This window comes from Amycolatopsis minnesotensis (genome assembly GCF_039529815.1).
In the GTDB taxonomy this organism is placed as follows: Bacteria; Actinomycetota; Actinomycetes; order Mycobacteriales; family Pseudonocardiaceae; genus Amycolatopsis; species Amycolatopsis minnesotensis.
Map to the genome: position 1 here is coordinate 1 of NZ_BAAANN010000082.1, position 12,547 is coordinate 12,547.

General features: G+C 59.2%; 10 protein-coding genes. 2 read left to right on the forward strand and 8 right to left on the reverse strand.

Annotated elements, in window-relative coordinates:
• Window positions 1-120: 120 nt before the first annotated feature.
• From ABD256_RS43450 to ABD256_RS43460, 3 genes are all read right to left on the reverse strand, one after another.
• Window positions 121-453 carry a hypothetical protein gene (locus tag ABD256_RS43450; RefSeq protein ID WP_344432155.1) on the reverse strand — a complete coding sequence of 111 codons (333 nt, stop codon included), beginning with the start codon at window positions 451-453 and terminating at the stop codon, window positions 121-123.
• A gap of 38 nt (window positions 454-491) precedes the next feature.
• Window positions 492-737 carry a hypothetical protein gene (locus ABD256_RS43455; RefSeq protein ID WP_344432157.1) on the reverse strand — a complete coding sequence of 82 codons (246 nt, stop codon included), beginning with the start codon at window positions 735-737 and terminating at the stop codon, window positions 492-494.
• Between the two features lie 244 nt (window positions 738-981).
• The gene (locus tag ABD256_RS43460; RefSeq protein ID WP_344432159.1) at window positions 982-1,383 is read right to left on the reverse strand and encodes a hypothetical protein; all 402 of its coding nucleotides are present in this window, start codon (window positions 1,381-1,383) and stop codon (window positions 982-984) included.
• A 157-nt stretch (window positions 1,384-1,540) separates the two neighbouring features.
• Between ABD256_RS43460 and ABD256_RS43465 the strand changes: the two genes are divergently transcribed.
• Window positions 1,541-1,999 carry a GntR family transcriptional regulator gene (locus ABD256_RS43465; RefSeq protein WP_344432161.1) on the forward strand — a complete coding sequence of 153 codons (459 nt, stop codon included), beginning with the start codon at window positions 1,541-1,543 and terminating at the stop codon, window positions 1,997-1,999.
• 1,446 nt (window positions 2,000-3,445) lie between these two features.
• Here the strand turns inward: ABD256_RS43465 and ABD256_RS43470 are convergent.
• Complete coding sequence (locus ABD256_RS43470; RefSeq protein ID WP_344432163.1) at window positions 3,446-6,022, reverse strand: ATP-binding protein; 2,577 nt, start codon at window positions 6,020-6,022, stop codon at window positions 3,446-3,448.
• 224 nt (window positions 6,023-6,246) lie between these two features.
• Window positions 6,247-6,789, reverse strand: a complete 543-nt coding sequence (locus ABD256_RS43475; RefSeq protein WP_344432165.1) for a DUF6879 family protein — start codon at window positions 6,787-6,789, stop codon at window positions 6,247-6,249.
• A 1,454-nt stretch (window positions 6,790-8,243) separates the two neighbouring features.
• Here ABD256_RS43475 and ABD256_RS43480 point away from each other — a divergent pair.
• Window positions 8,244-8,480, forward strand: a complete 237-nt coding sequence (locus tag ABD256_RS43480; protein WP_344432167.1) for a hypothetical protein — start codon at window positions 8,244-8,246, stop codon at window positions 8,478-8,480.
• Between the two features lie 30 nt (window positions 8,481-8,510).
• On the opposite strand, the gene ABD256_RS43485 is transcribed toward ABD256_RS43480, so the two are convergent.
• The 3 genes from ABD256_RS43485 to ABD256_RS43495 form a co-directional block, all read right to left on the reverse strand.
• Complete coding sequence (locus ABD256_RS43485) at window positions 8,511-9,932, reverse strand: NsdA family TPR-like regulatory protein (protein WP_344432169.1); 1,422 nt, start codon at window positions 9,930-9,932, stop codon at window positions 8,511-8,513.
• Between the two features lie 881 nt (window positions 9,933-10,813).
• Window positions 10,814-11,005 carry a DUF397 domain-containing protein gene (locus ABD256_RS43490; protein ID WP_344432171.1) on the reverse strand — a complete coding sequence of 64 codons (192 nt, stop codon included), beginning with the start codon at window positions 11,003-11,005 and terminating at the stop codon, window positions 10,814-10,816.
• On the reverse strand, window positions 10,947-11,846 hold the full coding sequence (locus ABD256_RS43495; RefSeq protein ID WP_344432173.1) for a helix-turn-helix domain-containing protein: 900 nt from the start codon (window positions 11,844-11,846) through the stop codon (window positions 10,947-10,949). Before ABD256_RS43495 ends, ABD256_RS43490 begins: the two co-directional genes overlap by 59 nt.
• Window positions 11,847-12,547 lie beyond the last annotated feature (701 nt).

A 12,547-nucleotide genomic window follows, 5' to 3' on the forward strand; every position in this document is an offset into this window, starting at 1 on the left:
GGAACTGCTCCGGATACTTCGACGAACGTGACACAGGGACATCCTTCCCCAGACCAGCGTCTGGGATCAGGGTGACCGGTTCACAGGGGCAACCTCAACCGGTCCACCATGGCCTTCGTGTCAGCCAACGTGCCCAGCGTTTCGGCTACCAATCGTGCGTTTGCCACCTCCTGTACTCACCTCCTTTCCCTGCCCCGCGGAACCGGCTGGGGGATGCGGACGGTGCCGCTCGTCCAATCCCAGCGCGTGCTCGTAGTCCCGTGCGACCAGCCACCACGCCGAACCCGGCGCGGGGTGGCCGTCATAGATGTCGGCCAACAGCAACGCTGTGGTCGCCTCGCTGCGGTCCAACAGTCGCCCCGGTAGCCACGACACCACCCACCGCTCCACCCGCAGCGCCGTGTGTAACCCGGTCTCTGTGGACATCACCTCATCGCGCACCTCGATCGCCATACACCACCTCCTGTCCGTGCCTTTCGTCCTGTGTCACCTCACGACGTGCGGGGCATCCTCAACTGAGTCGCCGCCCACTCGTCTTCCGCCCATGCCACCAGCTTGCTGACCCCGAAATGGGCATTCGACACGTCGACATCAAGGTCGTCGATTCGTCGCACACGCTCACCCATGACCCGCTCGAAAATCGGTGTCACATAGGCCACGATGTCCATGACCCGCCGCAGCAACGAACCCACCTCACACATGCTGATGTGCATCTCGTTGAACTCCTCCAGCGTCACCCTTCGCCTCCCTCCCCACAACAACACACAACCGTCCACACTAGACAGTTGTTCGCATGGTTTTTGCTGGTGTCATATGTTTTCTGCCGCCTCGACCTGTATGTCTCAACGCGACATAACCAACCCGACCGCCGTCTGGGCGGCCGGTTTTTGGCATGGCTGTACCCACTCTGTATTTGTCAAACATCACGCGCACCACGCGTGTGCGCCACAACGTCCACCGCCGGCAGGGCGGCGCACTGTTTTACTGCAAGTCGCCGGAGAGATCGGCCGAGGAGGACACGCCAGACACCGGCTTCAAACCCTCGGCCTTAAACCAGTTGCCCGCCGCGGCGATCAGCCCCGGATTCTTCTGGTCCGCGATCGCATAGGAATTCAACACCGGAGAGATCAGTTCGACATACGTCCCCGGCACGAACCCCTCACCCGGATCCGCCGGCAAGTTCACCCGGATCTCCTCGCCCTTACCCTGACGGCGACCAGGCAGAGCCTTGGGCTTCACGAAGAGCGTGACCACGAACTGCACCTCACCCTCCTGATTCGTGACCGGCTCACTCGAGCCATCCTCAAGCTCACGCATCTTCACCGCGGGCTCCTCGGTCACCATCAGCCGATACGCAGCCAAGTTGATCGAAAGGTCCTTCACCCCACTCCCTCCGTCCTGTCGACCGGAACCATCTGACCCCACCAACTGTAGTATCTGTCGTCGATTTGTCAACTACAGATACTACAGTTGCGACAGACCGGGTTGGGGTGCAGCGACATCGATAGGACGCCTGGCACACACCCGCTACCCTGAGCACATGAGCGAGGGGACCCCGGACAGCAACGACACCACCCAGTTGTATGTCCACATCGCGGCCAAAATCCGCGACGCCATCCTCCGCGGCGACTACACCGAAGGCGACCAACTACCCGCCGTCCGCGACCTCGTCACCGAATACGGCGTGTCCGACCGCGTCATCCAACGAGCCTTCAAAATCCTGCGCGAGCAAGGATTCATCACCACCTGGCCCAAAAAACGCAGCATCGTGCGCGCCCTGCCCCCCAACCCCGAGCCCGATCCCGCAGCCACTGACCCCACCGGGCGCACTGAAATCCTCGCGACCCTGGACCACCTACTCCGCCGCACCAGCGACTACGACCAACTCGTCGAGCGCATCACCACCCTCGAACGCGACGTCGCTACCCTCCGCGCGGAGCTTCACCACCATCATCGTTCTCCCGCAGACGACGATCACTCCGATTCAACCGAGCAGTAATCGCCGCCAACCGCTCCGCTATCAGCCTCAAAAACTCCTGCTCGCTCATCTGCTCCACCACCTCATCCAGCAGCCCCTCCGCATCCGGGTCCTCAAACTCATCCACCCACGCCGCCACCTCACGTCACCCCACGCGCACCACGCACCCCAACACCCAGCCACACCGAATTCCCGAACACCCCGGCCAGCGCACCACCACGTGCCGCAGCCATCCCTCCCAGCCTGACCCACCAACACCCATCCGCGCACCACAACCACCCCAGCGCGTCACCAATCCAGACCAGCGCTGTGACCAGCACCACCCACGACGTCACGCCGACACGCACCCACCGAGACGACCGCACCGACACAGGCGTCAGCTCGCAAGAACACGCACCCGGCCGACGTCGAGGCCAGTCACGACAGTCGAGATCAGGTGACCGTCTCGCCTGACCGCGACCAACTACCCACCTGCGGGACTTGCCCACCCTCCACATGCCACATCGAGACAGCGACATCGTTGCGACCTCCACCGTGAGTACGTCCATTACCAACGACTCACAGCCTGCCCATCCACACCCCACCGCAGAGCCCCATCGCTGAGGATCTTCAAGACCACTGACTCCGGCCACTGACCAGGACAAACACCGTCGAAGAGATCACAACTACCCAGCCAGCAGGAGCCCACGGGGCTCAACACCGCCGTTCCCGCTAGTGGCGTCGACCGACGAAGTAGCTCTTCGAGATGAGCGGTATCCTTAGAGAGCCCGGCGACTGTCAGCTCGAACAACGCAGCCCACCTTCCACCGTTTCGCGTCCGCTAGGTGCCCCCACACCTATGACGACCCTGAGCCGAAACGGGAAGGGTCTCTTGTCCCCAACAGGACAGACCGTCACTGCTCAGGACGACGGCTTACTTCGCCATGGAGAAGCCGTGACCAGCCTTGCCCTCATCACCAGCGCCGCCGCGATAGCCCCCATCGCCTGCCTCGCGATGATCCTGCGCTTCCTACGCCACCTGCACACACAAGGCGGAGCCGACGCGATGCGCGCAGGCGCCGACTCCCTGCGAAAATGCCTCACCGCCATACCAGGATTCCGAGCACGCGGGTACAACCCGAACCGCACCCGCCACACACCAAACGACCAGTTGGCACCTACCAACAGGACAGACCCACGGTCCGACACGAGCATGTAATCGCCAACGCCACGTGAACGACCCCGCCCCATCGCTTAAGCAGCGACCTAACCGTGATAGTCGGTGTCGCCATCCCCATCACCATCGGGCACGAGACAGCAGGACACCCGACTATGCAAAGTGCTGTTCACCGCCCACTCGATTTTTCCATGTTCGACATAACCACTATTAACATCAGCCAACATGCACTACGAGGGAAGAAGACATGGATCGCCCGGTCAACAAAATCGAGCGAGGACTGCGACCTGATCTGAGTTATGCATTCGCCATCACTGCTGACCAACTACCCCATTGAGCGCACGCTGAATTAATTCCTTTAGAGCGATAGCTCTCGGATCATCGAATCCTGCCAGCAAGTCCAAGGCTTCAACCCAGCACGTTTGGGATTGCCCATGGTCTCCAAGGATATCGTGAGCTCTAGCAACATGTTCCAATGCGGTCGCTTGGTCGAAAGTTCGATTGAGTTTTTCGAATATGACTGCTGCGCGGCCATGAAACTCGAGAGCTTGCTCCACTCTGCCTGTTTCTCTATATATGCGTCCCACTGCGTCGAAAATTTGGGCTTCACCGACCCGATCCGGTAGCTCTCGAAACAACGCTGACGCCTTTTGATACACGGTCATAGCATCTTCAAGACGACCACCTGAGTAGTGTTGATGACCTTCCTCTAGCAGTGCACGAGCCTGAAATGAACCACTAGTCTCATCCGCCACCAAAATAGCTTCAGCAAGGTATTGGGCAGCGTCACCAGGTTGGTTACGTTCACGATGCGTCCGAGCGAGATTTAGAAGCTTGTCGAACTCAAGTCGCTTATCGGCACGCATTCTACGCATCACCACTAGAGCCTGTTGAGCGTATTCGGCAGCAACCTCCAGATTCCCCGCTTCCAGTTGCGCCGTAGCTGTATTCGACAAGCAAACATGCCGCCAACGAGGGTCGTCATGGCGACGAGCGAGTCCCTCGGCCTGCCCGAAATACTGGATAGCTCGGGGAAGATTTCTGGTACGTAGATAGACCCAACCTAATGCGCTCACGCAATTTATCTCTCCAAAATAGTCCCCGGTTTCTTGATGTCCAAGAATCGCCTCCCCTAGATACTGTCCCGCCTTTACATTCTGCCCGGATTGACTGTAAGCAAACCCCAGCGTCGAAAGCATCCACGCCTCGGCGTGGCGGTTGTGGAGGCGACGAGCAGCATCAATTCCAATACGCCCCAATGCAAACCAGTCATCGAAAGAGTTGCGGACAACATGGATCGGCATCAACACAGCCGGAAACTGCCACGCGATCGTGTCGAGGCTGTGAGAGGCTGCTGCGGTCGCAGCGGATCGGATATTCTCAGCCTCATTGAGGTACCAAGAAGTCGCTTCAGTTGCGGACGCAAAGGCCAGTGGGGCGATGTTCTCCTCCGGCGACTTCAGTGGAATCGCTGGAAAGAAAGTTTGCGTAGCAGCAACCACCGCGGCTGCTGTATGGAGATACCATGTCAAAATCCGTACTAATGCTAAATATGATTCGCTTCGCTCAACGTGTTGAGCTTGGTCGCCAGCGTACGCCCGGAGGAGATCATGGAATTGGTAGCGGTCCGGCCCGGTTCGTTCGAGCAGGTGTGTCCCAACCAAGTGATCCAGCAAACGCCGCGTTGTTCGTGCCGGTTGTGCGCATAACGCAGAGGCGCCATCAACGCTGATATCCTGTCCCGGATGCACACCCAACAGGCGGAACAGCCTTGCTGCATCAGGGGGCAAAGCTCGATACGACCAGCTAAACACGCTGCGTACTCTATTAGCCTCGTCCTCATCTTCAAGCGAGAGGGCGTCCCACAGGGAGGACTCTTCGCGCAAGTCGGCGATCAGTTCATCGAGTGGCATCATCGGCCGAGCAGCAGCTCGCTCTGCGGCAATACGCAATGCCAGCGGCAGGCGAGCACACAGTCGCGCTAGCTGGGCAACATCGTCAGCGTGATCAACAGGACGATAGTCACGGATTGTTGCCATCAGAAGGTCAACGGATTCGGACTCTGTCAAAAGATTTAGCGGCAGTCGTAGCGCTCCGTCCCTCGCTGCAAGGCCAGACAGCAAGTTCCGACTCGTGATCAGAACCAGCGGACCGCTAACACCAGGAAGCAGTGGCCGCACTTGCGTGACCGTGGCAGCATTATCGAGGATGATCAAGATCTTTCGCCCGGCAACGAGGCTACGGTATTGATCCACACGATCGTCGATGTCCAGAGCTATGTCTGCTACAGGTATACCTAGCGCACGCATGAATCGTCCTAGGACATCCATAGGTTGCGCTGGAGAGTACGGACCATAGCCACGCAGGTCGACATACAACGACCCTTTAGAAAACTGATTGTGTACCCGATGTGCCCAGTGAACAGCCAACGACGTTTTTCCTACGCCAGCGGTGCCGCTAATGAGGACCAGACCAGGCGCGTGCGGGTCACGTTGATATTCGGCGAAAACTGCATCTAAACGCTCAAGAGCAATAACACGATTCACGAATGCTTGTATTTCGCCAGGAAGGAGATGTGGTGTTGAGCTGGCAGGTGGTGGCGAAGGGTGAAGCAGTACATCACCACGTGCTATTTCTGCAGGTGCTAGCACTTGAGCGGAGTTCGGCGCTGCCGCAGCCGGCTGCGCCGAGGACGAACCGCTAGAAAACGAACGAGCCGCTTGGATTGCTGCCCGTTCCTGACTGTTAAATGCCTGCTCATCACGGTAATCAATGAGCTGTGCGGGTGTCGAGTTATACACGGCCGCGAGCACGTGCAAGACCCCGAGGGTAGGCTTAACACCGCCAACAGGCCATGTCTCATAATCGCTGATGCGTTTGTCGCTCATAGGAGCGTTAGAGTCATTAGTAGCTCGATTATAACGGGCAGCTACTTCACCTTGAGTCCACCCATAGGCATGTCGCCAAGCTGCGCGGGGCCGAAAACCCCAACGGCCTCGCATCTCTGAAGCTATCTCCTCATAGCTGTGTCCGTCAGCAAGAAGTTGTCGGCGGAGCTGGTCGCGTTGTGCTTTTGTGCCACCCCCTTCCAACCGCACCTCGCTTTCACTCCCTAGCTATTTGGAAGGGTTTCAGTTGGAAGAGGGTTGTAGTCATGGTGCGGAATAGACAGCTTCCATACCGCTTCAAATGCGTTTCGGCATAGCTGAATATCAACAGGGTCAGAGGAGGTTACGAAATCTACATTTAAGCCGCTTCCAGCGTAATGAAGGAAGATCACCAAACGATCATCCAGCAGATAGTAGTCATTACCTGGAATCCCTATCGAGGACACTAATCGACGCGGAATCCAACCGATCTCCTCACCCGCATCAACTATCGGATACTCAATGTCGTGCGACCAGCGTTGATAATCAGAGAGCGGCTCGGACACAATCTTCGCACGCCGTATTGATTTTCCTGCGGAAACATTCGCACGTACCGCAGAGCACCAATTATCCAACCAAGCCAGGTCGTCCGGTTCTCCAGCCAGCCACCTAGCCATGTGCGGTAGCTCCACCGCAGTCCCGTAAGCGTCGCGGGTTTCTAAATGCTCAGCTTTTCGTTCAAAATTACGTACCATCGTTTTAAACTGATCTTCGCTGATTGATGCCACTGTCACCCCTGTGTGAAGAACTTAATCATCCTGTCTGGAATTTCCACGCAGGATTCACCGGTCGGGATGTTCATCTGCGCGAGTGCTTCCTGGTCTGTGACATCCCATCCTTGCACTACCCACGATTCGCGATCCGTGCGATAAATGGTAGGCGAACCCTCCGGGTGCGAGTTTTCATCCCCGCCGATTAACGTTAGTCGCATCACGCATCACCACTTCCTCGCTATAGAAGCCATTCTTTTCATGCGACGCACTTCGCACAGAATGCAACTCATCAGGTCGCAATCCCAAAGACGATCGAGCGGGGTGCGCTTCGCCGGTGCGCGTCTCAGCGGCGCCGTAGCTGTGCGCCGCACTCTGCGCACTGTCGCGTCGCGTACATGTCGTCATTGCCCCTCCACCACGGCTCAGGCGACTGAGCCACCGATCGTACGGTGCGACGCACCACATTGCTACCCACAGCTAGAGAGCGATCGCGGTGCGTGGCGACGTTTGTGCTGGTCAGAGTCCGCAGGTAGCCGTGAAAAAGTCCTGACACCGGGCGGGTTTCCGCACCGTGGTCGTCGGTCATCTTGGTTGTCAGGATCACTCCCTTCGGAAATCTTCGCATCGTGAAAAGGTAGGCAGCATGAGCATGTCGACTGAAGCAGCATCCGCGGATACCCCCGCCGGGCTCAACACATCACACACCCAGCGTTAGTGATCAGACAGTGGTTCGGACACGAGCTTCGCCAATGAACCCGACCTCCCGCCGCCACCGGGACGCGAAGCTCTCCCACGCCACTCAGCCAGCCTTGGAAAGTCGGTCCGGCCCTGCCCACCGCTCATCTGGCCGTATGCGGCAGCTTCACCTCCGGCTAATATGCGATGTGTCCCGACCCTCTACACGAGAGGCCCCTAATCGAAAGTCTGCAATAATTTGTCGTCGCTGATTTAGGTCACCATTATCGCCGCATGAAAAACCGAATCACCTTTCCTTAAATCACTACACAGGATTCTTCGCCTGCTCGGATTTTTAATCTGGGCGGGCGCATCTGGATTGACTACTTATCTAGAACCTCATATAGCCAAGTCTTGAAACGACTGTAGACCGCACGTAGTTATTTGGCAGTGACTTACTTGAGAGCACAGCCCTGCCAAGGCATCTTTCTGCGGGACCGGTGACCTTGCAGTATGCAGAGTGCTAGCGATCGGATCGCGTGCTCACCGTCATAGCCCCTCCACCATGGCTTCGGCGACGGATCTATAGCTCATACAGCGCAGCGCACTGCCTTGCTACCCAAAGCTAAGGGATTGTCACCTTAGATCGCGATGTTTGTGCTGGTCAGCGCCTGGAGTGGCAGTGCGGAAGAAGTCCCTGGAGCTGGGCACGTGCCGGACCGTAGTCGTCGGTCATCCTGGTCATCGGGAGCGCTCCCTTCCGAAAGTGTTCGGTTCGTGAAGGGACCACAGGCATGAGTACGTCGGCTATCGCTGTTCCGGGACCGCTGTGGCTGCTAGTCGGGAGCGGCTTGTTCGTCATCGGGTTCTTCACCGCGCTCCAGGTCACCACCGCGCTGAGCAGGCGGCGCGACAAGCTGCGCGCGCAGGAACGACGAGCGCTGAACGCCGTGTGGCGTTACCTGCATGAGCAGTACGGTATCCAGCGCCCATCGTGGCTGCATGATGACCCGCCCCACAAGAAGGGTTGAACCCGCAGCGAACCTCAGGTTCGGTTTCCGCTACGTCGTGCGGCTGGCGGTGGCTCGTTGGGTACTGATGTGCTGGACGAGCTGTCGGGTGTCGTTGTTGTCGGGGTATAGGGCTGCGGCTTGGCTGATCCACTCGAGCCGGTCGTTCAGCCGGGTCGAGTGCACGGCCTCCACCTGCGGCAGCGCCGCGTGGGCCGCGGTGAGTCCGGCGTCGACGTTGCCGGCGCGCAGCTGGTTGGCCGCCACGGTCACTAGGTCTGAGGCGCGGGAGCGGGCGTCGGTGTCCGGGCGCTGTTCGTACGAGCGGGTGGCATGCAGCAGGGCCTTGTCAGCGTAGCTGCGGTCGTGGGCGGCGAGGGCGTTCCAGGCCATGGCAGAGATGCCATCGATTTCGGCTTGGCCCATGAATCCCAACCACGTTGGGGTGCTGGCAGGGCCGGGGTCGCGGCCCATCTCATCCTCTGCTCGCGCTAACAACGACCCAACTTGCTGTGCTTTGCCGAGTTCTGCGTAGGCCCAGCCGCTGTTGAGATGGAGCAGGGCCAGCGCGCGTGGCGAGTCGGCGTCTTGGGCGGCGGCTTGGCCCAGCTGGAACATCTTCAACGCGCCATCCGCGTCGCCGCGGTGCAGGAACACTCGGCCCATCTGGAACAAGATCTTTGCACGCAGGGCGGGTTCCTCGGCGTCTTTCGCCATCGCCAACGCAGTCACCAGGTAGCGGTTGGCGGTGGTGTGATCACCGGTGTCGAAGGCGACCCAGCCGGCCACCGAGTGCAGGTCCGCGACCGCCAGCAGCAACCGCCGACGCACCTCGTCCGCGACCGGTGCGTGCAGCAGGCTAACTGCCCAGTTCAGCTGTCCCGATACCGCGGCGAGGACCGCCCCGCCACCGCAAGCGTCGTCCTGGGCGCGATAGAAGCGGACCGCGGACTCCACACTGGCTACGTCCCGCCCGGTTACGGTTCCCGTCACCGTCGCTGGGGCTGCTACCGCTCGCGGGGTGGTCAGCTGTCCCAGTTCCGCGGCGCTCAACCCGACGATTGCTGCTTTCGCTGCCAACGTAATGAACCCGCGTCGTTCCACGTCCGGTCCTCCTTCACCCCCCAGGTTTCCCATCCCCACCCAGGAAGCCACACCACCCGCACCACCCGCTAGCCCCGCCTCCGCCACACCCTGCTCGTAGGCCAACCCCATCAGACCCCGCGGAATCCCGAGCCCATCCGCGATTCGTGACAGCAGGTCGTAGGCCATCACCTGACGGCCCCGCAGGATCTCCGACACCTCCGGTTGCGCCTGGTCGGTCAACCCGGCGATGCGGCGTTGGCTGATCCCATGCCGTTTGAGCAGCGCAAACACCGCCCCCATATCCCGCACCGCCAACGCGGCCCGCATGGCTGGCTCCCGCCAGATCGCAGGGTCCACCCCGCCCCGACCCGCACCGGCGGTGTTCATGCCCGACCACCCTCTTCACCCAGCCCGACTAGACGCGGATGCATCAATGCTCCACCCACCGTAACCACACACCGGCGCAATGTAGAGCACCCAAACGCGCCCCGATCAGCCAAGCTGATAAGCCCCGCCCATCACCGGCTACACCGTTCGGCCGAACCCCCGCGATGTATCCCCGGCAATCCATCTCGCCCAAGCCGCACCGCGCATGTCCCCGAGCCGATAGCCCGCGGGCCTCTCCCCACACACCCGTGCCCGGCCACAGTCAACGACACGGGCCCCGGTCGCCTTTCCCGCCCACTGCACAGGCGGCCAGGACCCGGGCCGGTGAACCGAACCGGGGACGCCGTCCGTCGGACCTCCACCGCGGCGGCGCCATCTTCGGTTCGCCGGCCACCCACGCCCACCACCACACACAAAGGAGCAAAGGGAGCAGCGGTGCATTGGGGCAGACTCGCGCTCTACCTCGCCATCACCGCAGGCCCAGCCATCCTCTACACCCTGACCCTCGCCCTCTACACACACCACAAACGACGGCACCCACCCCGGCCCACCGTCGCCGACATCCAAACCCGTCTCCACCGGGAGCAAACAGCAGCACAAAGGCATGGCAAACGGGCCGACCAAATCGACAACACGGCCGATCTACCCCCAGGCTGGCACTGGCCACACCACGACCCCGACAGCCTGACCCCACCGGCGGCATCAAAAAGCGGGCACACCTTCTGGAATGCCCGCTCGTCCTACCCAGACAAAACACTACCGACCTGTGATCGCTTTGCAGAAGAACACTCGTGGGACAGGTGACCTGTCGTCACCTGTTTCGAGTAACGAGACGCGGTAGTAGTGTCGCGCCATGGATAATTACACGCATACAACTGTAGCTATTCGTCTTTGATGAACCTAAGAAAAGCCTCGAAAGCTTGTTGTGTAAACGAAATATTTCCACTGTACGGACTCTTTGAGTCTCGCACAGCCACACTGTCGGAGAGGTGCGAGACTTCCACGCAAGAGGGATTACTTCCGCTTCGCGTGCTCTTCCTCCATTCTCTCCGTATTGGTGGATCGTGATTCATTGCTAGTGCTCCTATGGTCTCTCGAGAGAGTCTCCAGTAGCTCAATCGAGTGATCGAAGGGTAACGCGGCAGCCGTGAGCTGGTTCCATGTGTCCATATAGCCAGCAAAGACACCGTCGTCATCCAAAAACGTGCCACCAAAAAGATCATCTAAGGCAACGACACCCAAACCGTCGTCCAGCAAAAACATGTGGAACGGAACTCCGATAGCAGAATGAGTGCTAGCTGTAAGCGCTTGAATCGACACATGGGGAAGCCGTGCCATTTCGATTATATGGTCGATTTGCTCAGCCATCACATCATGACCTCCCATCGGCCGTCGAAGCGCCGGTTCGTCGATGATCGACCACAATTGCAAAGAACTGTCTTTTAGGCGCTCTTGGCGCTTCATGCGCGCGGCGACACGTTTCTCAATGTCTTCACCCGAGTTACGAGTGTTGATCATCCGAATCATCGCGGTGCAGTATGCCTCCGTTTGCAACAAGCCAGGCACGACATCATTAGTGAATGAGTAAGCTCTGACCGCATCGGCTTCTAGCTCCATCCATCCGATGCCGTCACCAAGAACCTTGGCATAAGGCACCCACCAGTCGCGCCGCCCCTTAGCCCTGCCAGCAAGTCTGATGAGAGCACTCTTCACGTCGGATGGCACCTCTAAGGCATCGCAGAAGGTCGCGACATCCTCCGCCTTGATACCAATCTTCAGATTTTCGATCCGAGTCAGCTTGGATTGAGAAAATCCCGCGAGCTCCGCCGCTTCAGAAACCATCAACTGCGCATCTTCGCGAATCTTAATTATCGCTCTCGCGAGGCGACGACCACGCAGGGACGCTTTTGCCACTCGCATTACCCCATTCGGTGTAAAAATGCATGACATGCACTTTTTGACTTGTGCATTTCATGCACTTTTTGATTCTATAGCACCACGCACAGAGAGAAGTACAACGCGTGACAATCCTGCTCTTGGGATCTTCTCTGGTGCATTAACGTGGAAATGTCTAGCACGGGAGTTACTGACGTGGCAGCACGCATCGCAGTTGACGGTCAATATGGCCACGATCGCTGGGCCGTAGGGTCGGAAGACCCGCCTCTTACTCAGCTGCATTTCGTGCCGCGCAACGCAAGCGCCGCCTACAGCACACTCATCGGCGTTGGCCCTTTTTATCAAGCTATATTTGGATGCTGGATATCCGACACAGGCCGAGAATGGGCCATCACCATATGCAAAGAGTGCCAACGCCTTGCAGGACCACGAATCAGTACCTGGGCAGGAGAACACAAGCCTACCCTCGATGCACGTCAAAATTCGTCCGCAGAATCCCGGTTCAGTGCCTCAGGCCCCCGACGGGAGGCGCTGAATCTGGGTACGCCCCGTCCAGATGAACTCCAGACACTGGACTGGCACACGGGGGGAAGGGCGCGTGACTGGGACGCGCAAGGTTCCCTGTCAACGGTCATCGGGAACTCCGGGTGGGCGGACAGATGGTCTCCAGGTTGGCGGACGGTACTTTTCCGGGTGGGTGGACAGCGGTTCTCCGGGAT

Coding starts and splice junctions, on each gene's coding strand:
- ABD256_RS43470 (WP_344432163.1), bottom strand. CDS start 6,022: ATGAGCGACAAACGCATCAGCGATTATGAGACATGGCCTGTTGGCGGT.
- ABD256_RS43465 (WP_344432161.1), top strand. CDS start 1,541: ATGAGCGAGGGGACCCCGGACAGCAACGACACCACCCAGTTGTATGTC.
- ABD256_RS43490 (WP_344432171.1), bottom strand. CDS start 11,005: ATGAATCACGATCCACCAATACGGAGAGAATGGAGGAAGAGCACGCGA.
- ABD256_RS43480 (WP_344432167.1), top strand. CDS start 8,244: ATGAGTACGTCGGCTATCGCTGTTCCGGGACCGCTGTGGCTGCTAGTC.
- ABD256_RS43485 (WP_344432169.1), bottom strand. CDS start 9,932: ATGAACACCGCCGGTGCGGGTCGGGGCGGGGTGGACCCTGCGATCTGG.
- ABD256_RS43450 (WP_344432155.1), bottom strand. CDS start 453: ATGGCGATCGAGGTGCGCGATGAGGTGATGTCCACAGAGACCGGGTTA.